The following is a 26,743-nucleotide window of genomic DNA, read 5'->3' on the forward strand; positions in this document are numbered from 1 at the left end:
TAGCGCATTGTATAGATTTGTCTTCTCTATACCTTCAACACAAAAAGACGATGCAAATTTTCTATGTAATTTTCAACGGAAAACTGATTCCTGAACACGAAGCCCAACTGTCCATCAATGATCTCGCTATCGTCCGTGGATATGGTATATTTGATTTTTTCAAAACTGTCCAAGGTCTTCCGATCTTTTTAGAAGATAACCTAGATCGCTTTTATCAATCGGCATATTTAATGGATCTCCCCGTCAACTATTCAAGAGAGGAAATTAAACAATTCATCAACAATTTGATGCAAGCTAACAGAATACCAGACTCTGGCATTAAATTATTGTTAACAGGTGGTTACAGTACTGATGGCTATAGCATTGCTGAACCTAATTTAATCATTAGCCAACAACCGCTGAAACGCAATATCACTTTGGAAGAACGGGGCTTAAAGCTGCTCCCTTTCGAGTACCATCGCCCATTCAGTCAAGTTAAATCCATTGATTATGTCATGGGAATACAAGCATTGAAAGAGGCCAAGAGACACGGTGCTGACGATATATTGTATGTACAGAATGGTTTAATTTCAGAATGTCCACGTGCCAACTTCTTTTTGATAAGCTCGGAGGGGAAGTTACTAACCGCAGCGGACGATGTCTTACCTGGTATTACACGAAAGAAAATTCTTGAAACGGCGAACAAAATATTGGATATCGAAGTCCGGGACATCAGCCTAAGGGATGTAGCGGATACCGCCGAAGCTTTCATAAGCTCTACTACTAAAAATATTACTCCAGTCATATCATTAGTTGGTTTTAAGGATTTTGGATTACAGGCGGGTCCGATTACAAAACAATTGCAACATCTCTTGCAAAATTTAATTTACAATAAATAGCACGTAAATGATTAGGAGAATATGACAGCAGTTACTGAATATATTGTACACAAATTGCATATTTTTGTAACAGAATTCTATGATTTTATGATGCTGATAATTTTTCCATAGCCCCTTGATTGCGCATGCTGTAAGGGCGTTACCCCGTCATGATCGGGGATATCCATTCTGGCACCTGCATCTTTTAAAATCTGAACAATTTGTTGGTATTTTTCACTACCATCTCCTAATACTATTGCTTCCATCAAGCCGGTCCACCCTAAACGGTTAACATGATCGATTGGATAGCCTTTGGTATTTACCAATAGCCTGACCGTTTCTACATGCCCTCGTTCGCAGGCTGGTATCAATGCCGACCCATTATAACGATTGAAAATATCGAAGCGTGCACCATTATCCAAATATAATTGTACCAATTCAGTTTGTCCACTTGCTCCAGCATACAAAAAAGGACTATCATAATTGTCAGATTGCTGATTTACATCAGCTCCAAATTTCACCAACAACTTGGCCATTTCAGTTTGTTTATTAACAGTCGAAATCAATAATATAGAACGATTCGTATCGTCAACGGCATTCACATTAGCCTTATCTTCTAAAGCTGCTGCAACGCTTTGAATAGCACCTTCTTGTACTAATTTTATAATATCCATATCAGTCATTTCTCCAGATTTAAGGGAGTTTGATGGTGCAGCACGACAGGAGGTAATAGACACCATAAACGTCAATAAAAAAAAGATAATTTTCATACAATAGTATTTAAAACACAACATTACCCTTATATACCAAAGACTTAACCTGAGATATCCGAGAAACAGCCTCGGCAGAACAACGTGCGTCTATAAAAACCAAATCTGCATCATCTCCTACCTTTGGCCATTGTTGTACCCCTTTATCATCCAAAGGTAAGATACCTGCCGTAGCTAGTTTTAACATTCTAGATAAACCAAATTCTGAAGAATAACCATACAATTGTGCCGCAAGATTAGCTTTCTGTAACACGCTCCCCGTACCGAATGTGTTCCAATGGTCCACAATACTATCATTTCCGGTCATTACTTCAACGCCATATTTCATCAGTGTAGGAATTGGCATGATGAGCCCACCAAACGGTATAGTTGAAACAATACCTATTTGAGCATTTGCTAATTTTTCAGATATTTCTTCCTGCTTTGCTTTATCCAGTCTTGCTAGTACAAAACAATGGCTGAGATACGTTTTCCCTTTTAGACTTGGATTTTCGTTTACTTTATTGATTAGATATTCCATCGTATCTAATCCTGAATCTCCTGACTCATGTAGATGTATATCAATACCTTTACCATTATCTAATGATAATTGCACAGTAAAATCTATTGTTCTTTCAATCGCACCGTCAATAGTGAAAGGATCTACACCACCTATAAAATCAATATCCATTTTTGCAGCCTCTTTTAAGTAAGATGCCGAATCCGTATAAAACACACCGTGCTGTGGAAATGCAACTAGTTCAGCTCCAAAAACTTTCTTTTTATTTTCTAACGCTACTTGAAGATTTTTTAATGAATCTAGCTTAGATGTCGGTTCGATATTGACATGACTCCTAGCAAATGAAGTTCCCTTTGACTGTAACAGTTCAATCATCTTTTCTGCCTTATGGGTAGCATTTTTCAACATATCGGGCAATATCTGCTGCTCTAACGCAATCATCCCCTTTACACCACCTGAACCTCGTTTAATGGCTTGCCATTTATCGCCATAAAAAGTTTTATCCAAATGGATGTGCATATCCTTAAATGAAGGTAGCATTAACATTCCTTTCGCATCTATTGCTGCAACCCCTGGTTGGTTACTGCTGATTTTGCTTATTTTTCCATCTGCTATTTCGACAGAAAAAAGCTCGGTTTTGGTAGCGATAACTTCGTCGCCAGCATACTCAAAACCAGTTTCCAGAAGAACGTTTTTTAACGTATAAACCTTGGTCGACTTTAGACCTTCGCTATGATATTTCATTTCGTTCTGACTTGTCTCTGCATGCAATATTCCAGGTACTATGGTCAGTCCTGCTAGACTTAATGCTGAATTTTTAAGAAAGTTTTTGCGTGATATACCTAATTTTTCCATAATTATTATACTCGATATGATGACATTTCTGTTTTAAAAGTAGATGTCGTTCACAAAGTTACATATTCAATCACTTCCGTCCTAAATAAATTTTAGGCGCGTGTTTCCCTTGAAACAGTATCTATTTTTAGATAATTTCAATTTTGACCCTATTTTTTAGTCTGAGAATATCTGTAGCTGTCCATTTTTACCCTTAACTGGTGGCCTGATAAAAGGATCATCTATCCATTGCCATATATTTATTTTCACGAATATATTCATCCTGATAAACCCGACCAAGTTAGACAGATTCCAATCGTATTTAGCCTTCTTCTGAAGGTATTTGAGCAGTAATATTCCAATCAACGAAGTCCATATTTGGATCATGACCGCATTTTCAGAAGTACCCACAAAAGATGATATTTTTAAGCGTTGCTTCAGATGCTTGAAGAAAATCTCGATCTGCCATCGCTGTTTATAAATGTTAGCTACTAGTGATGCCTTCCATTGGATATTATTTGTCAGAAAGTGGTACTGGTTGTCTGTGCTGCTGTCCCAAAAGTGAATCAAGCGTAATGGTTTAGAGTTGTATCTATCTGCTGATGGACCAGAAAGCTCAATGATCTCATCTTTAATGATTCCCTTTTCAAGGAGTGCTTCACTCTGGTATGACTTGATAACGTTGTACTTCATGTTAGTTTTACTCCTGGTAACAAAATAACAACCTCTGCTGTCCAAATCCCCGAGCCAGTTGTAATCCACATAACCTCTATCCACCACTACAACGCTTCCTTTGGAAAAACTATAGCTACCCGCACGCTGGCTTTCATGAACTTTCCCGTCTGTAATCTGCATGAAAACAGGAAGACATCCATCATAATCCAGCACAGTGTGCAGTTTTACAGCACCTTTGGTGCTTCTAAATTTAGCCCAGTCAAATACAGATAAACATAAAGGGATGATACTGGCATCCATCAGATAAACCTTGCGCTTTAATTGCGTTAGATCTTTGCGCAAATGGGTATCCTTTTGCCATAGCTTATCTAATAGCGAAAAGTACAGATCTTTAAAGAGTTCATGGGTGCGGTGCTTGTTGATATAGGAAATATTGGACTTGCTGGGTGCTCTACCAACACCTAAATGGTTCAAATTACCAGTCGTACTACGTAAGCCATTACTGATATCACGAACTGAATCTGCAGAAGAAAAATGGCAAAACAACATGCTAGCAAGATGCGTCCAGCTGTTGATCCCTTTACAATGTTTGTCACTCTTGTGCTTAGCAACCAAAACCTTGAATAATTCGCGGTCGATAAGTGATAAAATCTGACTAAAAACGTTTAAATTTACCATGGCGGTGTGTTAAAATTTGACGATTTAAATATAGCAACTTTGCTATAGCAAAACACCGCCACTTTTTTCAACGTTTAGGACGCTACTGATATTCAATCTAATGAAGCACTTTCAAAATCTTTAATATTACTTGAAAAATCATCTTTTTGTCCAAATGCATTACCTTAACTCCTTAGTTCGACAAAAATGATGTGCGGAATAAACAGCAGTTATGAGGCTATCGAGTAAAAGCAAATTAAAAAAAACTGAAACAATTCAATGCTATTAACTTCTACTCCTATAACGTAGCGGTCCCCATAAGGAGTATTAACCACAAAATTTTAATAATAATTGTTATATGAGAATCTGGTAATAGTCGAATCCAAAGATAATATTGATTTTCGGCTTTAACAATCAATGTCACCTATGCTCCATTAATAAAGGAACATGGTTGATAAAGGATGAGTACAAAAGTACCCAAAAGAGAATCTACTCGCTTATTTCATTAAAACGATTTGCCCTTCTAAATGTCCCGAGGTCATTGAAGCGTACGCCATATTTCTTCATAATCTTGTGCGCCTGTTTTCTAGCGATGTGTCTAACATAGAAAGATTCATTGACGACAAAATGATGAATGCCATGCGTCCAACCAAAAAAGAAACAGAATATCTGAAATGGATAAGTCCACCAAACTGTTAAAATTTGTGTTTGTTCAATCACATTTCCATGCTCAACATCTCCAAAATAATGTAAATTTGAAGTGATAAAGTGGAGACAAAACTGTCGTAATAGATTTGGAAGTAGGATAATAAAAATAATAGGGTTACACCAATTTAATATTGATTTAATCATTTCTGGAAGAACAAAACCAATATCAAATTTTCTATTCAAAAAGTCCAGTAGCAAATCAGCTCCAAAAAAATACAATATAATATGAGAAGCGATTGTTAGTGGGATCAAGCCAAAGACGCCACACAATTTTATTTTATGAGCAGTTTCGAACTTCAAATTTCCATTATCCACTTCACGCTTTATATCAGAGAACAATCCCCTGACCCGCAGTAAATTTCCTATTACCAAATCTGGTGTAAATAAAAGTCGTTTTAGGTTCCACTTTTCACCATTAGTAACCCCTCTTTCTTCAACGTCATGCAGGGTTCCTGAAAAACGATGATGATGCAAATGTAGTGTTCTTCTAAACCATGGGTTTAATGTCAATGGTCTCAATATCCAAATAAAAAATAACATCAAATTATGAACGAACTTATTACTTTTAAAATAGATATAATGTATTAGATCATGTTCTAATTCGTGCAACACTCCAAATAAAAATGCATTCACAACAATTAGACTCCAGGTTGGCACCATATCGATATACCACAAGTACCCCATTAATAAGCTAATGCTTATGGAGAACAGGAAAATCGTAAGCCCAATTGCGTTCTGATATTTTAACATCGGATACTTCGATTTTAATACTTTATAAGATTCTACAATCTCTTTTCTGATTTTACTTGTTCTTTCTTGATGCGTCACGCTTGTCTAAATTGAAATTCACTGCAATGTACCCATTATTAGATAAATAATATGATTCTAACTCAAAAGCAAACAAAGAACTGACATAAGTCGATTCTCTACTCCACGTGATTTTACCTGCTCAAGAGTAACTATATTGATCATATATCTTGTTCTAGATGAATTATTGTGAAGTTAGCAGTAAAGGAATAGGTATTAATATCTTATACCTTGCATAGACGATCTATCAACCCATTTGGATAAGTTAGTTTTTTTGAATTAACAAGAAACGGGACCTTTGGCCCCGTTTCTTGTTAAGCGCTATTTTTTAATCGAACGATTTAATTACTTTTTGATAATGATGTTGCCATTTAATTATTCATCTGAAGCTTATCAGATAAGAGTTTCATATAGAAACCACCTACCACACTACGAGCCTTAAAGTTTTCACGAATTCCTGTATTTGAATCGTAAAAATCATTAAGTGGCACTCGTGATTCGGTCTCAACTGCATGTCTGTAAACGGGTTTCACCAAGGCTTCAAACTCTTGACTTGTTGGGGCAAAGGTTGCTGTCCACAAAATCCAATCATTTTTTGTATATGCCTTTCTACTATCCAACGGTATACCAAATTTATTTTGCTTTGTTAGATAATATTTGATTTCGGTATCATAGACTTTCTGTGGAAATAAATTCAATCCTAATACCTTATCCCAAATTAAGTTATATTTTTGACTCCACGTATTTTTATCATCGAATGTAAGCGCATAGTGATCGCCTGCATCGGTCAATTCAATCCATTTCGGAACCATTCCTTCGGCAATTGCTCGGTACTCCTTAGCTGTTTCAGTTTCACCTAGCTCCTCAGCCATTTGCGCATAACTGGCAATGGCTACAATCGCTTTTACTGAAAGGTTGGCATTACGTGCCAAATGACCTGCAAAGTCATCAGTACACAATTGGGTTTTGGGGTCAAATCCCTCCTGGACAAGATAGTTAACCCAAGTGGTAAGTGTTTTCCAGTGTTTCTTAGCATAGCTGGCATCATGCTGCACTTTCGTAATGGCTGCTGTCAAAATAATCATATTACCCGATTCCTCAACTGGCATAGGTTCGCCATATGTTTGACCATTTGCCAAAGGATAGGTACCCAAATCATGTGCTGCCCACGGGTGCGGGTATTGACCACTTTCGCTGAAGTAGAATATACCATTCAACATTCCCTTTAATAATTCAGGGTTGTAGATAAGATATAATGGAGCTGAGGGATATGTGACGTCTACCGTGTTAATAAAACCACCACTATTATTCTCCTTTGATAACCATAATAATTCGTGTTTTGGACTCTGTACTAATGTATGAGCAGCAATACTCTGACGATAAGCCAATGCCGTCAGGTGCGCATATTCATGCCCCCCCGATTTAACTGCATCGCTATAGACCTCTTTATCAAATGCACTGCATTTGTTCATAACAGATTGGTATTCGCGAGCTGCTATAGCGAGTTGATTTTCCATGGTCTCTTTTCCTGAGTTATTCCACCAAGGTCTTAGATTACTTTTAAAATATTGAACAGCGTATATTTCATCATAACCTAACTCAATGAAACGCTCCACTTCGAGATTGCCAACTGTACCAAAAGGAATAACCGTATTCAATGATAATGAATATCCTTTAGATGCTGTAGAAAGGCTAGATCCTTTTCTAAAATGATCAATAGCAGATGCTAGCGGAGTTATAAATTGTTCGGCGCCAAATACTTTTGGTGCAGCTACATAAAAGTATCCCCAGTCGATACGCATATCATCCGCACCTTTTTGTAAAACTGGCTGTTCAGTGGTACCTGTTTTTAATATGGATAATTTATCGGTTGTATATTTCTCCGCCGTTACTTCTTGAGCAGGATTATATACTGCAATATTTGATGATGCACCTAGCAATACTTTTACGGCATGTTTTTTTCCGTCATTAGCCTTTACACTATAAGTAATGTAAGAAACTGGTCTCGACAATAAACTTAAATCATCCATAAGCAATGGTGAAGTGAAGGTAAGTTTCAAATTGACTTTACCAGCTTCAAAGTTATATATCGTTTGAGTGGCAGTAACTTCTACATTTTTCTGCACAGCCGCTTGTATTTTGGGTCCAGTTTCTTTCAACCTATCAACTAAGCCAAAATCAAGGAACCGCCCACCAGCAGTATTCGCTAATTTTATAGCAATCACATTTTCTCCTACTTTCAAATCAGCTTTATTAATCGGTAAATATTGAAAACTATTCGTCCAACCAGTTTTCTCATATACCATTTTTCCATTCAGAAACACCTCGATATTGTCGTCATGGTTCATTTTTAAAAAAAGTTCATTGATATTGGCTGGATTGGCAATATTGAATGTACGCCTTACCCAGACATCATCTGACTTCCATAGAGTTTTTACATTTTTTTCATCATCACCTATAGGTGATGTGCCAGATTTCCAATCATTTGCTTTATAACCAAGAGAGGACCACTCACTGTTCGGCTTAGTTTCAGTATATTGAACAGAATAAGGTTTGTCTTCAGATGTGCTGAGAATCGTTTTATAATTAGGTTCTTCTTTGCCTAGGAAGCGGTAGATGTTTCCATCGACATTAATCAATCCCAATAAGGAATGATCCGCACCTGTCCAATGTTGGGTGGTGGATGCATTCAATTGATCGGTAGTCGACCAGATACTAAAATTGGGATTATGAGTAATTAGCGGGTATGCGGGTGCTTTTCTATCCTGCGCCTGCAGTTGAAAGACAGTCGTCATTAAACAGCATAGTAAACCCCATGCGTTCATTTTTTTACGTTTGTTCATAGCATTAATCGGGTTTTGAAAGGTTTCAACATAATATCAAGATGGACGATAATCTTACCAATACGAGCATCTGCATTAATTTTTAAGTTTATACAATTTCAGTTTGTTTCTAAACACCAAATTAAGTTCTAATATTTTAGAATCAACAGACACTCCGTATCATTTTATGCTCAATTCTTATCAAGTTATAAATGCGAAACAATTAATTTCATTTAGAGGTTGACGACAATCAGCCTGATGTTATAGGTAATGACTCATCAAATAAGAATTGCTTAATCACACAAACTTATTGAACTTTGGATGTGATTAAAATTAAGCGAACCCTATAATTTCTGAAGAAAGAAATCACTATAAGAACGTATAAGGAGGGTTCTTAATATCCATTACTCTCCCTTTAATAAATTAATTACTTTTTCTATTGGCCGCCCAATAACTGCTTTCCCTCCCTTTACGACAATAGGACGCTCAATAAGTATAGGGTTTTCCAACATAATATCCACCCACTCTTCATCAGTTAATGGCATATCCGCGTACTTTTCCTGAAATAGAGGCTCATGATGACGAATCAACTCCAGTGGTTTTAGCTTGAGTAAAGTCAACAATTCAAGCAATTCATCTTTTGTAGGAACATCGTGGATGTATTCCTGTATCTGCAGGTCCAACTGATGTTCTTGCAGTAAATCCAGTACAGCACAACTTTTACTGCACATTTTGTTATGATAGATCTTTATCATGATTCCTATTTAATAATCTTAAAAATTAAATCGTAGCAATTACAAGCAACGTTACATATTAACAGTTATGAAGCTGCGATATGCTAATTTAAAAACTAATCGACTACTTTTTCTAAACAATTCTTTTATATGTTCTATTCTATTAACAACAATAATATAAAAATGAACAAAACATAAAAAATGAGAAATGAAACTTTGAAATTACCAGCTATCACGCGTGGGGCTTTTGATAAAAGTCTTCCTTATATTCACCACAATAACTTAGCATTCATAAAATTATTCAATTGACATTATCGCAACCCATCCTTATCATGAAAGAAAGAATAGATAATATTATAAAAATGGAAGACCATTTAAATAAACTACAAGAGCTTGTTACAGAAGTCGAAAAAATGCGTGAAAAATGGGCAGGTGCACAAATTGATTTTCAAGAATTGATCTCTTATTACAATAGTAGCGTATGGAGAGATGATGTCGAAGCTTATGACCAAGGCACCATACCTTCTGATGTGCGCTGTGGTGTATTAAGCGAAGATGCTATTTATAATCTGATAGTAGAACAACATAGTTTAGCTATACAGCTCATAAAAACTGCTGCAAATATTTTAGATAATTGATAATTCTGCTTTGTCAAATTATAGATTCACAATAAACTCACTGACAAAAACTAATAGAATTACTAAAGCATTTCATTAGCTGCACAATATTTAAATTAAAAAAGGAACTTCCCATTGGATTGAGGAAGGAAAACTTACTGAATGCCAGGCGCGCTTGAAGGTCATAAAATATATAAAGTCCAAACTATTTTTATGATTTGAACTTTATATATTTTACTTCTACTTTAAGATTCGCCCTTCAGCCATTCGTTGACTAAAGATCTATTTTCATCAACCCAAACTTTAGCCGTCGCCTCTTTATCCTTGCTGGCTTCCATTTTCGTTAACAAATCGGACATTGTTTCAAGTTCAAAATGAACATGCGAAAAGAAATGTGTGAGTTCAGGCTGATCAAGAGGAAACTCTTTCCTTGAGTAAATTTTAATTTGCTCTGTCGTTCCTAAAGATTTTTTTGAATCTTCCAAAAACTTCAATTTCATCTTACCAAACATCCAATGTGGCTGCCAACCAGCAACTACAATCCAACGATGCTCCTTAATTGCATTTTGCAATTCAGTAATCATAGCCACAGTAGATGAATTCACCTGCCTGTAATTCAAACCATACTCTTCTATCGTCCGATCCACTGCTGCAGTAATACCCGCACCCTTTTCGATTCCAATAATCTGCTTTTTAAATTGTACCTCATGGTCTTTTAATTCTTCAATTGCATTAATCGTAACATAATCTGGTACTACAAGTCCATTCTTCGCGTGATCATAACTAGTTCCCAATTCTACAAGATTTGGGAATTTAGCAATTTTATCACCATGAGTTAATGGAAGCCAGACATCCATATAAAGATCTGTATCCCCATTATTCATGGAAGCTAATATCATATCTGGAGTCGCCCTCTGAATCACGACATGGTAGTCCAACTCTTCGAGAACCGCTTTGGCTACATAAGTCATAGCGACACCTTCTGCCCACCCGTCAACCATTCCAACGTTAATGTATTTTCTATTCTTGACAGGACTACATGCACTTAGCAGTAAAATAACGCTCCATATCAATACTATTTTTAATTTTCTCATGTTATTTTTTATTCTTAACAAAACCCTGAGTTATCCGATCCAGAATAATTGCTAAAATCACAACAGATAAACCACTTTCAAAACCAAGACCTATATCTAAATTGTTAATCCCTTCAAGAACCTTCTCACCTAAACCTCCTGCAGCAATCATTCCGGCTATAACGACCATCGATAGCGATAATAATATGGTCTGGTTTATTCCTGCTAAAATAGTTTTGGTCGCCAATGGTAATTCAACTTTAAATAAAATTTGCCTATTGGTGGCACCAAAAGCACGGGCGGCCTCTACTATGTCTTTCGGCACAGCTTCTATTCCCAACGTAGTCAAGCGAACTGCTGGTGGCATCGCGAAAATAATCGTTGCAAATGCCCCAGGTACTTTTCCGATACTAAAAAATAATACCGCTGGTATCAAATATACAAAAGCGGGCATTGTTTGCATTAAATCTAGCATTGGGCGGATAATTTTAGCAGCAAGTTTATTCTTCGCAGCCCATATCCCTAGTGGAACTGAAGCAACCAAAGCTGTCAAGGTTGCTACCAAGACAAGGGCTAGAGTCTCCATAGTTTCCCGCCAAAATCCCATTAAGTAAATCAATGTCAACCCCACCAATGTGGTTACTGCCACACCTTTACCTGATTTCCACCACGCTAGGCTGGTAAAAAGAGCTATTACTATGAAAAATGGAATGGCTAAGAGTACCCATTCAATCCCCAGAATGGAAGAATTCCCCGTGTTCTTAATAACATCGAACAACGGTTTCAAGTTATCTGTCAACCAATTGACAAGTACCTCTATATACTGACCTATATCTATTACTTTACTCATTTTATTGATTATTTGCTTTTTCTTTTAATTCGTTAATTTCCTCTTCATTAAATCTAGTTGCTTCGATAATGAGCGATGTTTGCGTCACTATTCCCAACAGTCTGTTCTGATCATTGACGACTGCAATCGGAGATTTAGTTTCTGAAATCAAAGGCAACATCTCCTCAACTGTTACATCTTTAAAAACTGAGGGTACATTCGAATGAATAATAGAGGCTACTGTTGGCTCTTTGCGTTTCGCCGATTGAATAACCTCATTAATATTTACAAAGCCCAAAAATGTATCATGTAAATCTACAACGGGTAGAATATCCATCCCTGTGGATCGCATTTTACGAAGTGCACCTTCAGGTCCATCCTTTTTAAAACGTACGACTGTTAATTTTTCAAACATTAGTGAACCCGCTGTGATGATAGATTTACGATCTACTTTATCTACAAAAGCTTTCACATAATCACTTGCCGGGTTTGTCAAGATATCCTCTGCTCTACCTATTTGCTCAATAACACCGTCTTTCATAATTACGATACGATCACCTAACTTGATTGCTTCATCCAAATCGTGGGTTATGAAAACAATTGTTTTCTGCAAAGTATCTTGTAGGTCAAGTAACTGATCCTGCATTTCAGATTTAATCAAAGGATCTAATGCCGAAAAAGCTTCATCCATGAGTAAGACCTCGGGGTCATTTGCTAAAGCTCGGGCCAATCCTACGCGTTGCTGCATACCGCCTGAAAGCTGGGATGGAAATTGTTGTTCAAACCCGCTTAATCCTACAATTTCAAGAGCACTTTGAGCCTTAGCTTCTCTTGTTTCTTTATCCTCCCCCCTTATTTCTAAACCAAAAGCTGCATTATTCAAGACTGTATGATGGGGAAGCAAACCAAACTTTTGAAAAACCATGCTCATTTCAGTTCTTCTTACTTGCAAAAGCTCCTTATTATTCTTACTCGTAATATCATCGTCATTGATAAAAACTTTACCCATGGTCGGTTCGTTCAAGCGGTTCAAACAGCGTAACAAAGTAGACTTACCACTACCGGACAGTCCCATGATAACAAAAAATTCGCCCTCATAGATTTCAAAATTAGCTTTATTGATACCTATTGTACATCCCGTTTTTTCTAGAATAGTTTTCTTTGAATAACCTTCATCCAGTAATTTAAGTGCTTGCTTTTTCTGCTTACCGAAAACAATGGTTAAGTCTTCGACTTTTATCTTAACTTTTCTACTATTATCCATCTTTAAAATTTATTTAAACTTAAATGAATCGTCATTTCACATATGGCATAATCAACAGATAAGACACCCATGTTATTGCATAACATAAAATATCCCATAATGTTGAAATAGTTCGACCGAAAATCTAACTTTTGTTCAATCCACTTAATAATTTAACTCAATTTATTCCCAGTACGAGGAAGAGAAATCATGAAAAAGAAAAAATCTTTTATAAGATGAGATATTAAAAAACATCTCCAGTATACTTTGACAAGTATATAGCGAAGAACTTAGATAATGCTCCAAAAAAGAGCTTAACAATAACGGAACAAACTCATGCCTCCGTGTCTAACGACAGGACAAAGGTAGTAAAAATAAATTTAAGCCCTTAAAGATGAGCTAAGACACTGTGAGACAGAGTCGCTAAAAAAAACACTAATAACCAACGAGTTAATACAAAAAGTAACACTTCATCACATTAAATTACATACAATAGGACTGCCTTTCATAATCGAAAATCAACGATTACCTTGGTCAATAAAAGCATTAAAAGTGAACATCAAATAACCTTAGCAAAATTATCTATGATTTTCATTAAAATGATAGCTTCCTCTATTGAAGAAGGATTTGACTCGCTATCCAAAAAATAATTCACTGCACTCCTTATCATAGGGTATTCAATATTTTCAGGATGAGTAAAGGAAAATTCCTGTTCTCCGTTCTCATTTTTTATAATCAGCTTATTTCCAAATATGGAAAACCTCAAGCTCCCCGAATCTCCTATAATTTCACAGCAGTCGATTTCGTCTTGTTTAGCAACATTAAAACACCAACTACCGTTAAATAAGATTTTGTTGTCGAATAAAATAGTACCCGTAGTTTGGTCTGCAACCTGCTGGTTAGAAACCTGTATCTGACTAAAACCACTATAAGATAAAGGAGGGCCAAAGAAATAAAGCATCAAATCCAATTGATGGGGGGAAAGGTCTAAGAAATATCCCCCACCCGATATTTCAGCATTAGTCCTCCAACCGACTTCTTCCTTTGTAGCCAAGGCATGGGTCCTATTCTGCCATAGTCGCAACGTAACTATACGGATGGTACCTATCACGCCTTCATCAATCATTTTTTTGATTTTCAAAAACATAGGAAGTTTCCTTCTGTAATGTGCCACTACAAGTTTACCATTATATTGATGAACAGCTTTTCCTAATAACGTAGCTTCCCTGGCATTGATAGTAACAGGTTTTTCGACATAAACAGCTTTACCTAGTTTTAGAGCACGTATTGCATATTCAAGATGTGAAGAAGGTGGAGTCGCAATGTAAATCGCATTGACTAATGGGTTACTTAACAAACTATCCGCATCTGAATACCAAAATTCCACTTGATGGCGGTGGGCATAATCAGCTGCCTTGTCAGCATTTCTACGCATTACGGCCAAAAGCTTACTATCCTTTATTTTATTAAATGCTGGACCACTCTTCTGTTCAGTAACGTCTCCACAACCAATAATTCCCCAAAATATTTTTTTATCGTTCATATATAATTATCAGAATTTAAAGCGTAAGATTACCGAAGATCTGCTATTATTTAATTTCATAACAGTTCTTATTAACGTCCATTCATTTTTGTTCAAACTATTTAATGAAATATTAATAGCATCTCCGTACTTTTAATTTACTTGAATATTAAACAAATGCGCTAAAACCAGTAATACTTCTGCCCACTATTAACGAGTTAATCTCTTTAGTACCTTCGTAAGAATAAATGGCTTCGGCATCAGCTAAAAAACGTGCAACGTTATATTCCAATAAAATTCCATTTCCACCCATCACTTCTCTAGCCTTTGATACAATATCTCTAGTTCGTAAGGAGCAAAAAACTTTAGCTAATGAAGCATGCTCATCTTTCAACTCGCCATTATCTTGTAATTCGGATAAGCGATAAACCAAAGTTTGCATTGCTGTCAAATTTGACAACATCTCAACCAAGTGATTTTGAATCAATTGAAACGAAGCAATTGGTTTGCCAAACTGTTTCCTTTTTCTTGTATAATCTAAAGCATTCTCATATGCCCCTCTGGCACAACCGACCGCCATCCATGCTACTCCTGCCCGGGTCATCTGCAAGACTTTTGCAGTATCTTTAAAGCTATTTGCATTTTGTAATCGATCAGATTCTGTAACTAAACAATCAGTGAGGGTGATTAATCCATTTTGAACGATACGTAATGCCATTTTGCCCTTAATCTTTTCAACAGCAAAACCAGTATTTTCTTTTCGTACGATGAATCCTTTAACTTGTCCATCATCAAGATCTCGTGCCCATATAATAGTTATATCTGAAAATGTAGCATTGCCAATCCACTTTTTCTGTCCATTTAACACCCAACCTCTCGCTGTCTTTTTACACGTACAGGTCAACCCTCCCGCAGCTCCAGATCCTACCTCAGGTTCCGTCAACCCGAAAGCACCAATTATTTTCATCTGCTGCATACGAGGCAACCATTCTTCTTTTTGTTCAGCGGATCCACATAAATATATTGACCCCATAGCTAAGCCACTTTGGACACCGAAAAAAGTAGCAATTGAGGCATCCACACGCGCGATTTCCGCAGCAATTACACCCTCCATCAAAGAACTTCCTCCTGCACACCCATATCCTTCATATGTATATCCACAGATATTTAATGCTGCAAATTTTTCAATAATTTCAAAAGGAAATTCATCTCTCAGCCAATAATTATTAACAATTGGGCTGATTTCTTTCTCCATAAATTCGCGAACTTTCAATTGTGTCAACCGGTCTTCTGGTGATAATTTCGATTCCACATGATAAAAATCCCCGTTTATAGGAGGTAATTCTTTTTGCTTACCCGTTGCAGTGAGTAATTTCATAGCTCCCTTCAGTTGGTTATCATCCATTTTGGATACCGCATGTAGGACCTGACCTAAATCAACTTTTTGAGAAACCTGTTGCAATTTTTCTAAATCAACTGTTTTCAGTAATTTCAATATGCTTCTAATTTTATCAAACATAGTCTCATTCTTTAGTTTAATTATTTACAATTTTCCTCTTCAAGATACATTTTTTATTGGGTAAAGTGCTAAAATCAGCAACTATCAATTAGAACAATAAAAGAAAAACAAACCATAAGTCACTGGCTACCAAATTGAAAAAATAAAACTTGATAATATTTTATTTCTTAAGGTTACCTTTTAACATTTCAAGTATTAATAAGTATAATAACAATTTTGTTTCCATTAATTTAGAAAAATCAAAATGAAAAACACATTCAAATTCGCTTTCTTAGGATTAGCTTTAACAGTAGCTTTCGCTTCATGTGGTGGTGCTGAAACTAAAACGAATACTACTGATGATTCGACTGCTAATCTAGTTGACTCTACAGAAACAGCAATTGATTCAACTTTAACTACAGTTGATTCGGCTGCAATAAATGTTGACACAACTGTTACTAAATAATTTTAGTACTGATAATGAACTAAATACTTACATTTTCACAATGTGTTATTTAATTCAAAAAAAAAATAAAATAAATGGGTTACCTTTTCATATTTAAGGTATAAACCTATGAATAAAGAAATTTAATAAAATTTAATAAAATCAAAATGAAAAATTCATTCAAATTCGCTTTCTTAGGATTAGCTTTAACTGTAGCTTTCGCTTCTTGTAATGGTACTGCAAACAAATCAGAAACTTCTTCTGATTCAACAGCTATCGATTCAGCTAACGCAGTTATCGATTCAGCTAATGTAGCTATCGATTCAGCTAAAACTGTAGTTGATTCAGCTAACGTTGCTATTGATTCAGCAAAAGCTAACTAATTTCAGGAAACTGATTTTAAAAAATATAAAAGCCCCAAGTTTTGGGGCTTTTTTTTGTTATATACGTCTGATTAAATTGATAAGCTGCGTGCAATTTTCTACCTTTGCATAAACAAAAACGTATTATGGCCTTATCATCGCTCACCGCCGTATCTCCAGTAGACGGTCGTTATTATAACGCAACTCAAGAATTAGCGGCTTATTTTTCAGAATTTGCGTTAATCAAACACAGAGTTTTAGTAGAAGTTGAATATTTCATTGCCCTTTCACAATCAGGAATTGAACAGTTAGGTCATTTTGATGGATCTCTTAATGAAAAACTACGCGATATTTATAGAAATTTTACAGAAGAGGATGCTATTTGGATTAAAAATACTGAAAAGGTTACCAACCATGATGTAAAAGCAGTTGAATATTTTTTGAAAGATCAATTCGAAAAACTAGGCCTACATGATTCCTTAGAATTTATTCATTTTGGTTTAACCTCTCAAGATATCAACAATACAGCAATACCATATTCTTGGAAAGCTGCTGTTGCAGATGTCTATACCCCTGCGATTGAAGAGTTGATAAACAGATTAACGACATTATCTTCAGAGTGGTCTCATGTATCGATGTTGGCACGTACGCATGGGCAACCCGCCTCTCCAACTCGATTAGGTAAAGAAATCAAGGTTTTTGTAGAACGTTTACAACGCCAATTTGAACAATTGAATGCGATACCATATTCTGCAAAATTTGGCGGTGCCACAGGTAACTTCAATGCACATCATGTAGCATATCCTCAGACGGATTGGGTCGATTTTGGAAATAAATTTGTTAATGAATCTCTAGGATTAAACCGTTCACAAACAACTACTCAAATTGAGCATTACGATAATTTTGCTGCTAGTTGCGATGCATTCAAACGCATTAATACGATTTTAATCGATTTATGTCGCGACATCTGGACATACGTTTCAATGGAGTACTTTAAGCAAAAAATAACTGCTGGACAAATTGGTTCTTCTGCAATGCCACATAAGGTCAATCCAATTGATTTTGAAAATGCAGAAGGAAATTTAGGAATCGCAAATGCACTATTTGAACATTTAGCTGCAAAACTACCTATCTCACGTTTACAACGTGATTTAACAGATTCAACTGTACTCCGAAATATAGGCGTTCCCTTTGCACATACACTTATTGCCATCAAATCAACGTTAAGAGGTCTAAATAAATTGATTTTGAATGAAAATGCCCTAAAAGCAGATTTAAATAACAATTGGGCTGTTGTTGCGGAAGCGATTCAAACAGTGCTGAGAAGAGAGGGGTATCCTAAACCTTATGAGGCTCTGAAAGATTTAACACGTACAAATACGCATGTAACGGAAGAAACGATTGCTGAATTTGTTAACAATTTAAATGTTACTGATAAAATAAAAGCGGAATTAAAATCAATCACTCCGTCTAACTATACGGGTGTAACACTTTAAGCTTTTACGCTTTAATGACTAAGATCAACTGATATTTAGCTTATATTTGTTATTTGAAATAGACACAGATTAATATGGCAACAATTAACGTATATACAGAATCCACTCCAAATCCATCTACGATGAAATTTTTGGTCAATAAGTTATTGATCAACGGTAGTTTGGATTATGCAGATAAGGATAAAGCACAAGAATCTGCCTTTGCAAAAGAATTATTTAAATTCAATTTTGTAAATGGTGTATTTTTCGCAAGTAACTTTGTGACAATCACAAAAAGTGAGGATGCTGAATGGAGCGATATCGAAGCGCTTTTAAAAGACTTTATTAAGGGTGCTATCGAATCTGAGCTTGCTGTAAAACCTATTGAACATACGGAAGAAGTGGCTTTTGAAGGTACAGAGGTTGAAATTAAAATTCAACAAGTTTTACATGACTATGTACGCCCTGCTGTAGAGCAAGATGGTGGAGCAATTGCTTACAAATCTTTTAATGATGGTACCGTGACTGTAGAACTACGTGGCTCATGCAGTGGCTGTCCTTCTTCCAGTATTACTTTAAAATCTGGTATTGAAGGTTTAATGAAACGCATGGTTCCAGAAGTTGTAGAAGTTGTAGCGGAAGCGATGTAAGTCAAGATATTTTATAAAAAATAAAGGCCGTCCATGTTGGATGGCCTTTATTTTTTATAAACAAATTTAACAGACACCAAATAACTTTCTATAAGAGTGGACTTCCCTTTAGTTTCAATTGCTCAATTGTAAATTCTATGGATAATAATGATCTTAAACTGGTAATATATCATAAGCTGATATCCTGTTTTATCCCATACAAACCGTAGATAATAAGTACTCTTATATTATTTTACAAAAATAATATAAGAGAAAACAATTGTATTCTAAATGAGACCCTATCAAAGTCAATTTTGAATAGTTATTTTGACTTTAAAATTTACATTTTATACCCCCACTCTGTTAAAAATGACTAACTTTACGGCTAATTGTGAAATCAATATAATAAAATGAGTGCAGATATCAATAAACTAGAACAAATTGCATCACAAGTAAGACGTGACATCGTACGTATGGTACATGCTTGTCAATCTGGCCACCCAGGTGGTTCATTAGGTTGTACGGATTACTTTGTAGCCCTTTATTTCAATACGATGAAACATAATCCATCTTTCAATATGGATGGCATCGGAGAAGATTTATTTTTCTTATCAAATGGTCACATTTCACCAGTTTTTTACAGTACCCTTGCTCGTGCAGGATACTTTGAAGTAAGTGAGTTGGCAACTTTTAGAAAAATCAACACTCGTCTTCAAGGGCACCCGACAACTCACGATAACCTTCCTGGTATTCGTATTGCATCTGGTTCATTAGGTCAGGGACTTTCTGCTGGAATTGGTGCTGCTCAAGCAAAAAAATTAAACAAAGATTCAAACCTTGTTTATGTTTTAATGGGAGATGGCGAATTGCAAGAAGGTCAGGTTTGGGAAGCAGCAATGTATGCTCCTCATAATAAAATTGACAATCTAATTGCAACAGTTGATTACAACCGTGCTCAAATAGATGGTTCTACAGATCAAGTACTTTCTTTAGGAGATCTTCGTGCTAAATGGGAAGCTTTCGGTTGGGATGTATTAGAAGTAGAAAAAGGTAATGATATGGCTTCTGTAGTTGCTGGTCTTGAAGAAGCTAAAGCTCATACAGGAAAGGGAAAACCCGTAATTATATTATTGCATACTGAAATGGGGAACGGTGTTGACTTCATGATGGGATCTCACAAATGGCATGGTGTAGCTCCTAACAATGACCAATTAGCTTCTGCTTTAGGTCAATTAACAGAAACTTTAGGCGATTATTAATTTTTAGATAATAGATATTAGCCATTAGATTTTAGAAATTTTGATAAGATCTAAATACTATCTCCTAATATCTAAATACTAGTAAACAATGAAAAAATATACTTTCACAGAATCAAAAGATACCCGTTCAGGATTTGGAGCTGGATTATTAGAAGCAGGTAAACAAAACGAAAATGTTGTTGCTTTATGTGCTGACTTAATCGGGTCATTAAAAATGAACGATTTTATAAACGAATTTCCAGATCGTTTTTTCCAAATTGGCATTGCTGAGGCTAACATGATGGGAATTGCTGCTGGTTTGACAATTGGTGGTAAAGTTCCATTTACTGGTACTTTCGCTAACTTTTCAACAGGTCGTGTATACGATCAAATTCGTCAATCAATCGCCTACTCTAATAAAAATGTTAAAATAGCAGCTTCACACGCTGGTTTAACTTTAGGAGAAGATGGCGCTACTCACCAAATCCTAGAAGATATTGGTTTGATGAAAATGTTACCTGGAATGACAGTGATTAATCCATGCGATTACAATCAAACTAAAGCTGCAACTATTGCTGTTGCAAAACATGAGGGACCTGTATATTTACGTTTTGGCCGTCCGGTAGTTCCAAATTTCACGCCTGCTGATCAAGAATTTGTAATTGGAAAAGCAATTACATTGAATGAAGGTACTGATGTAACAATTATTGCAACAGGACATTTAGTATGGGAAGCTATCCAAGCTGGTGAGCAATTAGCAGCATTAGGAATTGATGCTGAAATCATCAATATCCATACGATTAAACCATTGGATGAAGAAGCAATCCTAAAGTCAGTAGCTAAAACGAAATGTGTTGTTACTGCTGAGGAGCACAATCGTTTAGGTGGATTGGGTGATAGTGTTGCGCAAGTATTAGCTAAAAACTTACCAAGCCCGCAAGAATTTGTAGCTGTAGATGATAGCTTTGGTGAATCAGGTACTCCTGCTCAATTAATGGAAAAATATGGCTTGAATGCTGCTGCAATTGTTGCTGCTGTTCAACGCGTTATTAACAGAAAATAAATCAAAAATCACAGAGTCAATATATGGAAGATGCTTTAATTATTTCAAAATTTGCGAACGAAGCTACTCGCGAAGAAGCATTTAATCATCTGCTTACGAAATACCAGCAAAAAATCTATTGGCATGTGAGAAGAATGGTCATTGATCATGATGACGCGGATGACGTTGTTCAAGACATTTTTATCAAAGTCTGGCGCAATTTGGCAAATTTCCGTGAAGACTCTCAATTGTATACGTGGCTTTATCGCATCGCGACCAATGAGTGTATTACATTCTTAAATAAGAAAAAACTTAAGCAGAACATATCGTTAGATGACGATAGTTCTGCTTATTTAGCAGACTCTTTATCTAGCGGTAGCTATTTCAGTGGTGATAAAGCACAAATGAAATTACAACAAGCTTTATTAACCTTACCAGAAAAACAAAAACTTGTCTTCAACATGAAGTACTTCGATGATATGAAATATGATGAAATATCTGAAGTATTGGGAACTAGTGTTGGAGCTTTAAAAGCATCGTATCATTTAGCCGTAAAAAAAATAGAAGCTTTTTTTCATAACAACGATTAAACCTTTTGGGATTTAGGTACTCTAAAGATTACTATGAAGGAAAATAACACATATCATGAAGGAATGGATGCACCTAATCTTCCCAATTCATTACGTGTAAATCCCTTTGACACGCCTGAGAACTATTTTAAGGATTTAAATACGTCTTTAATGTCTCAAGTCAAATTGGAGCTACCATGTAAGGAAAAAGAAGCTTTTGATATTCCTGCTGGTTATTTTGATAAACTTCAAGAAAATATCACCTCTAAAATATCTTCCGAAAATTTAAAGGAAAAAGTTCAAAGTGATGGCTTCACCCAGCCACATAATTATTTTTTTCATTTGCAAAATGATATTTCATCTAAAATATCAGAAGATAATTTAAAATCTAAAGTGACACATGATGGATTTGATATTCCACCTTCGTACTTCAACGATTTTAATACACAAATCGCCGCTAACATAATAGAGGACAATTTAAAACAGATAGTTGAACGAGATGGTTTTGAGGTTCCTAAGACTTATTTTGATAATTTAACAGCTAAAATCACGAAGTCAATTCATGTTGATTCTACTTTAAATCTTCCTAAAGAAGCGACTATTCGTTCTATAAAAAATAAAACTTCTTGGAGTAAATATGCCGTAGCAGCATCTTTAGTTGCTACATTAGGAATTGGAAGTTATTTTGGAATCCAAAATAAGAATTCATTACAAGATCAAAACAATCTAACTCATGTCTCCGATCAGGAAATCATTAATTATCTAGCACAAACTGGGAATAGCGATGATTTACTTTATGTTGCTAAATACATAGATGATGCAGATATCGACATGTTAGGCACGAATGGTGTAATAAAGAACGAAGATATAGAGGATTACCTTAAATATACGTTATAATGATGTCAAAAATTAAGAATATACTTATTGTATTGTGCTTTTGTATTATAGGTTTTTCATCAACTTATGCACAAGACAATGCTCGATTTCAAATGATTGAAAATGAAAAAGTAGCTTTTATTACGCGCGAATTGAATCTAACTCGAAAAGAAGCACAAGACTTTTTCCCCATTTACAATGAATATTCTAGGGAAATGTGGACTGTAAAAAAAGCCAAAACAGGTAATACCCCTAAAAAGAACAGCTTACGAGGTAGCTCTCGTGATGTCATTGCTTATGATGCTAAAGAATTAGATATAAAGAAAAATTATCGGGAAAAATTCTCAAAAGTAATAGGAACCGCACGATCTTCTCAATTCTTTCAAGTAGAACAAGAATTCCGAGAATATTTGATAAAATCGCTAAATAAACGGAAAAAATAATTATTAATACGTACATAGAAAGAAGTCCAAAAGACTTCTTCTTTTTTTTAAAACAACGATAAGATGTTAAGTAACCGCGAACTTTTTTTGCTAAATACTGCTCAAACTTCCAATTCTCCTAGAATGATTGAAATTGCAAAAGCGGAGGGAGTTTATTTATATGGGCCAAATGGCGAAGAATATATGGATTTAGTATCTGGATTCAATGTAAGTAATATAGGGCATAGAAATCCAAAAGTTATTCAAGCAATCCAAAAACAACTTGAAAAATATTTACATGTTACTGTATACGGAGAGTTTGTACAAGCACCGCAGGTAGAGTTTGCTACTGATTTATTAGCGATACTTCCCAAACACTTTCAATCTGTCTATTTTACGAACTCTGGAGCCGAAGCTGTGGAGGGAAGTATGAAAGTTGCTAAGCGTTTTACAGGTAGAAGACAAATTATAGCTGCTAAAAAAGCTTATCACGGCAGTACACAGGGAGCGCTAAGTCTTATTGGTAATGAACAATATCATAGTGCATATGCTCCACTACTACCAGAAATAGAATTTATAACATTTAATGATGTTTCAGATCTAAAGCTAATAACTGAAAAAACTGCGGCAGTAATTATTGAGGCTATTCAAGGTGAAGCTGGTGTACGTGTACCTGATGTTGACTATATGCAAGCATTACGAAAACGCTGCGATGAAACAGGAACATTATTAATCTTCGATGAGATTCAAACCGGTTTTGGAAGAACAGGAAAGTTATTCGCTTTCGAACATTATGGTATGGTACCAGACATCTTGATGCTTGCCAAAGGTATTGGAGGTGGTATGCCTTTGGGTGCATTTGTAGCTTCTAAAGAAGTTATGGATGTAATTAAAGACAATCCCATGCTAGGCCATATCACTACATTTGGAGGGCACCCCGTCAGTTGTGCTGCTGCAAAAGCATCACTGGAGGTCATATTAGAAAATAAATTAGTAGAACAAGTAGCTGAAAAAGAACAACTATTTAAAAGTCTATTAAAACATTCTAAAATCAAAGAAATTAGAGGAAAAGGACTCATGATGTGTCTCCAACTTGAAAATTTTGATCAAGTATATAATGTAAGTAATTATTGTGCACAACAAGGGATCATGATTGATTGGTATCTCCACTGCGAAACAGCATTGCGAGTAGCACCTCCTTTGACCATATCAAATGAAGAAATTGAGAAGGCTTGCAAAATTATCCTAGCAGGTATAGAAAAATATGCTTAGTTTTTTTTATATTTAGTTTCCTAACGAAGAGCTAAATATGAAAACAAATCGCAGATCATTTATTACAAAAACTATTATTGGCGCTAGTTTACTAACTAACGCCAATTTGCTTACTGCTCAGGCAGAAACGCTAGCCGGTTTAAAAAAATCGAAGAAAATAAACATAACACCAAATGACGTCATCTTATTTCAAGGTGATTCCATCACCGACAATGGTCGAGATAGAAATAATAAAAATGTCAATGATAACGGCGCCCTTGGCTATGGTTATGCCAATCTAGCTGCCGCCAGTTTATTAGAGAAGTTTGCCAGTAAAAATATCAAGATATACAATCGAGGCATCAGTGGAAATCGAATACCTGATCTCCAAAACAGATGGCAGGAAGATACTATTGACCTCAAACCTACAATTTTGAGCATTCTGATTGGCGTAAATGATTTTTGGCGCACTAAAGATAGTAATGCAATTAATACACCTGAACAATTCAAAAAACAATATCAGACATTAATACAACAAACCTTAGAGAAATTACCAAATGTGAAACTGATTATTGGTGAACCATTTGGGGTGAAAAATGTTAACCATGTAAAGGACGATTGGTTTCCTGAATTCGCAGGATATCAAGCAGCCTGTGTAGATATATCAAAAGAATTTGACACAGCTTTAATTCCATACCAATCTATTTTTGATCAAGCTGAGCGTGATGCTCCTGGATCCTACTGGACAACAGATGGGGTACATACGACCATGGCTGGAGCGAGCCTAATGGCAAAGGGTTGGTTAGATATCATAAAATAGAAAAGGCGCCTAAATAGAGTGCCCCCAAAAGTTTAGACAAATTTAGTTATTAGATTTGTTATTATAATGAGCTCGATATTCCATCGGGCTCATTCCGTTTAAATTGAGTTTTATTCTGTTGTTGTTATAATATTCGATATATTCTCTTATATCTTTTTCAAGTTGATTAGTTGATTCATATTTCTTTTGGTAATACAGTTCTGATTTAAGGATCCCGAAAAAGTTCTCGATTATAGCATTGTCCAGGCAATTGCCTTTTCGGGACATGCTCTGTATAATTCCGTTTTGTTTTAGTTTTTTTTGGTATTGTACCATTTGGTACTGCCATCCTTGGTCGGAATGTAGAATGAGTCCCGAAGAGTCAGTATCAAGTTTTCCTATGGCCTTATCAAGCATTTCCATTATCCCGCGAAAGTTTGGTCGATCACTTAAATTATAACTAATAATCTCCTGATTGAACAGGTCGATGATCGGTGAAAGATATAGTTTTTTGTCCCTGACCCGGAATTCGGTAACATCGGTCGACCATTTTTGAAAAGGTTTCACAGCTTTAAAGTTTCTCTCAATGATGTTTTGCGCTATCTTTCCATGTTCTCCTCTGTAAGAACGGTATTTTTTAACCCTGATCGAACTTTTCAGACCAAGGTCCCCCATCAATCTGTAGACAGTCTTGTGGTTTATTCTATATCCATCCTTACGAATGCTCAGGGTGATACGACGATATCCATATCTTCCCTTATGAACAAGATAGGTATTTTTGATCGCCTCTTTGATATGAATATATCTGTCCTGTCGATTATCATCTTTGAGATAATAATAGAAGGTACTCCTTGCCTTTTGCATGCAGATCAGAAGAATCTCCAAGCTAAACTTTGGCCTTAGTTCCATTATGGCTTGCGCTTACTGTCTTTTTGAACTAAGGCATGTAACTTTTTTAGCAAAGCATTTTCCGCACGTAGGTACTCCAGTTCCTGCTGAAGTTGTTCCTCCCTAGTCAGGGGAACCTTAGAAGCTCGCTTCTTTCGTTTGTTAGGTAATCTGTCATTCTTTTCCATTGGTGGTCGGCCTTTAACTTGGGGCTTTAATCCCTCAAAGCCATGTGCTTCAACCTGCTTCCGCCAATTAGCAATAATAGAAGGGCTAGGAAGATTGAAGCGCAGCATGGCCTCCATCAAAGATAGATTTTCTTCTTGAATTATTTGGAGTACGGAGATTTTAAAGGATTGGGAATATACTGCATTACCTCCACGGGGCTTTAAGCCTTCAATGCCAAACGACTCGAATTGCATTTGCCAACGCCTGACCATCTCTCGGGGTAGGGAATTTTTTTTAGCAATGGTTTTTGCTGAACCCTGACCCTGAACGATCATATCGACAATACTAAGTTTGAATTCCAAACTATGTTTTTTGTTTTTTCTCATAAAAATGCCCCCAGAAAGTGTCTAACTTTTTGGGGGCATTGCATAAAG

26 protein-coding genes are annotated in these 26,743 nt (G+C 35.9%); 13 read left to right on the plus strand and 13 right to left on the minus strand.

The genetic code is table 11. The features are described 5' to 3' along the window. Positions 1–50: 50 nt before the first annotated feature. Positions 51–878, plus strand: a complete 828-nt coding sequence (locus KO02_RS17930) for an aminotransferase class IV (protein WP_051960027.1) — start codon at positions 51–53, stop codon at positions 876–878. A 77-nt stretch (positions 879–955) separates the two neighbouring features. On the opposite strand, the gene KO02_RS17935 is transcribed toward KO02_RS17930, so the two are convergent. From KO02_RS17935 to KO02_RS17960, 6 genes are all read right to left on the minus strand, one after another. After that, positions 956–1,627, minus strand: a complete 672-nt coding sequence (locus KO02_RS17935) for an ankyrin repeat domain-containing protein (RefSeq protein ID WP_038700509.1) — start codon at positions 1,625–1,627, stop codon at positions 956–958. Between the two features lie 10 nt (positions 1,628–1,637). After that, on the minus strand, positions 1,638–2,981 hold the full coding sequence (locus tag KO02_RS17940; RefSeq protein WP_038700511.1) for an amidohydrolase: 1,344 nt from the start codon (positions 2,979–2,981) through the stop codon (positions 1,638–1,640). A gap of 156 nt (positions 2,982–3,137) precedes the next feature. Then, positions 3,138–4,313, minus strand: a complete 1,176-nt coding sequence (locus KO02_RS17945) for an IS4 family transposase (RefSeq protein ID WP_038694773.1) — start codon at positions 4,311–4,313, stop codon at positions 3,138–3,140. Between the two features lie 468 nt (positions 4,314–4,781). Then, the gene (locus tag KO02_RS17950; protein WP_038700513.1) at positions 4,782–5,828 is read right to left on the minus strand and encodes a fatty acid desaturase; all 1,047 of its coding nucleotides are present in this window, start codon (positions 5,826–5,828) and stop codon (positions 4,782–4,784) included. Between the two features lie 350 nt (positions 5,829–6,178). Continuing rightward, positions 6,179–8,650: a glutaminase family protein gene (locus tag KO02_RS17955; RefSeq protein ID WP_038700515.1), complete on the minus strand. Its 2,472-nt coding sequence runs from the start codon at positions 8,648–8,650 to the stop codon at positions 6,179–6,181. A gap of 383 nt (positions 8,651–9,033) precedes the next feature. Continuing rightward, a complete protein-coding gene (locus KO02_RS17960) occupies positions 9,034–9,384 on the minus strand; it encodes an ArsC/Spx/MgsR family protein (protein ID WP_038700517.1) in 351 nt (116 codons plus the stop codon). Between the two features lie 311 nt (positions 9,385–9,695). Between KO02_RS17960 and KO02_RS17965 the strand changes: the two genes are divergently transcribed. After that, the gene (locus tag KO02_RS17965) at positions 9,696–10,001 is read left to right on the plus strand and encodes a DUF4298 domain-containing protein (RefSeq protein WP_038700519.1); all 306 of its coding nucleotides are present in this window, start codon (positions 9,696–9,698) and stop codon (positions 9,999–10,001) included. A 224-nt stretch (positions 10,002–10,225) separates the two neighbouring features. Here KO02_RS17965 and KO02_RS17970 read toward each other — a convergent pair whose 3' ends face one another. The 5 genes from KO02_RS17970 to KO02_RS17990 all read right to left on the minus strand — a co-directional run bounded on the left by KO02_RS17970 (position 10,226) and on the right by KO02_RS17990 (position 16,166). Beyond that, the gene (locus tag KO02_RS17970) at positions 10,226–11,074 is read right to left on the minus strand and encodes a glycine betaine ABC transporter substrate-binding protein (RefSeq protein ID WP_038700521.1); all 849 of its coding nucleotides are present in this window, start codon (positions 11,072–11,074) and stop codon (positions 10,226–10,228) included. A 1-nt stretch (position 11,075) separates the two neighbouring features. Further along, positions 11,076–11,903 carry an ABC transporter permease gene (locus KO02_RS17975; RefSeq protein WP_038700523.1) on the minus strand — a complete coding sequence of 276 codons (828 nt, stop codon included), beginning with the start codon at positions 11,901–11,903 and terminating at the stop codon, positions 11,076–11,078. A gap of 1 nt (position 11,904) precedes the next feature. Then, positions 11,905–13,146 (minus strand): glycine betaine/L-proline ABC transporter ATP-binding protein, encoded by a 1,242-nt coding sequence (locus KO02_RS17980; RefSeq protein ID WP_038700525.1) that lies wholly within the window; start codon positions 13,144–13,146, stop codon positions 11,905–11,907. Between the two features lie 538 nt (positions 13,147–13,684). Then, complete coding sequence (locus KO02_RS17985; protein WP_038700527.1) at positions 13,685–14,668, minus strand: Gfo/Idh/MocA family protein; 984 nt, start codon at positions 14,666–14,668, stop codon at positions 13,685–13,687. Between the two features lie 148 nt (positions 14,669–14,816). Then, positions 14,817–16,166 carry an acyl-CoA dehydrogenase family protein gene (locus KO02_RS17990; RefSeq protein ID WP_038700529.1) on the minus strand — a complete coding sequence of 450 codons (1,350 nt, stop codon included), beginning with the start codon at positions 16,164–16,166 and terminating at the stop codon, positions 14,817–14,819. Positions 16,167–16,410: 244 nt separating this feature from the next. Between KO02_RS17990 and KO02_RS17995 the strand changes: the two genes are divergently transcribed. From KO02_RS17995 to KO02_RS18045, 11 genes are all read left to right on the plus strand, one after another. Next, a complete protein-coding gene (locus tag KO02_RS17995) occupies positions 16,411–16,611 on the plus strand; it encodes a hypothetical protein (RefSeq protein ID WP_038700531.1) in 201 nt (66 codons plus the stop codon). A 146-nt stretch (positions 16,612–16,757) separates the two neighbouring features. Then, on the plus strand, positions 16,758–16,973 hold the full coding sequence (locus KO02_RS18000) for a hypothetical protein (RefSeq protein WP_038700533.1): 216 nt from the start codon (positions 16,758–16,760) through the stop codon (positions 16,971–16,973). A gap of 125 nt (positions 16,974–17,098) precedes the next feature. Beyond that, positions 17,099–18,448 (plus strand): adenylosuccinate lyase, encoded by a 1,350-nt coding sequence (gene purB, locus KO02_RS18005; protein ID WP_038700535.1) that lies wholly within the window; start codon positions 17,099–17,101, stop codon positions 18,446–18,448. A 74-nt stretch (positions 18,449–18,522) separates the two neighbouring features. Further along, positions 18,523–19,077: a NifU family protein gene (locus KO02_RS18010; RefSeq protein ID WP_038700537.1), complete on the plus strand. Its 555-nt coding sequence runs from the start codon at positions 18,523–18,525 to the stop codon at positions 19,075–19,077. Positions 19,078–19,466: 389 nt separating this feature from the next. Beyond that, a complete protein-coding gene (locus KO02_RS18015) occupies positions 19,467–20,315 on the plus strand; it encodes a transketolase (RefSeq protein WP_038700541.1) in 849 nt (282 codons plus the stop codon). A gap of 88 nt (positions 20,316–20,403) precedes the next feature. Beyond that, complete coding sequence (locus tag KO02_RS18020; RefSeq protein ID WP_038700543.1) at positions 20,404–21,357, plus strand: transketolase family protein; 954 nt, start codon at positions 20,404–20,406, stop codon at positions 21,355–21,357. A gap of 23 nt (positions 21,358–21,380) precedes the next feature. After that, the gene (locus KO02_RS18025; protein ID WP_038700546.1) at positions 21,381–21,926 is read left to right on the plus strand and encodes an RNA polymerase sigma factor; all 546 of its coding nucleotides are present in this window, start codon (positions 21,381–21,383) and stop codon (positions 21,924–21,926) included. 33 nt (positions 21,927–21,959) lie between these two features. Next, positions 21,960–22,802, plus strand: coding sequence for a hypothetical protein (locus tag KO02_RS18030; RefSeq protein ID WP_038700547.1), 843 nt, complete (start codon positions 21,960–21,962; stop codon positions 22,800–22,802). Beyond that, the gene (locus KO02_RS18035; protein WP_038700549.1) at positions 22,802–23,224 is read left to right on the plus strand and encodes a hypothetical protein; all 423 of its coding nucleotides are present in this window, start codon (positions 22,802–22,804) and stop codon (positions 23,222–23,224) included. Before KO02_RS18030 ends, KO02_RS18035 begins: the two co-directional genes overlap by 1 nt. Before the next feature lie 63 nt (positions 23,225–23,287). Beyond that, positions 23,288–24,475: an aspartate aminotransferase family protein gene (locus KO02_RS18040; RefSeq protein ID WP_038700551.1), complete on the plus strand. Its 1,188-nt coding sequence runs from the start codon at positions 23,288–23,290 to the stop codon at positions 24,473–24,475. Between the two features lie 37 nt (positions 24,476–24,512). After that, the gene (locus KO02_RS18045; protein ID WP_038700553.1) at positions 24,513–25,274 is read left to right on the plus strand and encodes an SGNH/GDSL hydrolase family protein; all 762 of its coding nucleotides are present in this window, start codon (positions 24,513–24,515) and stop codon (positions 25,272–25,274) included. Positions 25,275–25,316: 42 nt separating this feature from the next. Here the strand turns inward: KO02_RS18045 and KO02_RS18050 are convergent, their stop codons facing one another. Continuing rightward, positions 25,317–26,117, minus strand: coding sequence for an IS3 family transposase (locus KO02_RS18050; protein WP_038702955.1), 801 nt, complete (start codon positions 26,115–26,117; stop codon positions 25,317–25,319). Positions 26,118–26,161: 44 nt separating this feature from the next. Then, a complete protein-coding gene (locus tag KO02_RS18055) occupies positions 26,162–26,695 on the minus strand; it encodes a helix-turn-helix domain-containing protein (protein ID WP_038700555.1) in 534 nt (177 codons plus the stop codon). Positions 26,696–26,743 lie beyond the last annotated feature (48 nt).

Source organism: Sphingobacterium sp. ML3W, from assembly GCF_000747525.1.
GTDB lineage: Bacteria > Bacteroidota > Bacteroidia > Sphingobacteriales > Sphingobacteriaceae > Sphingobacterium.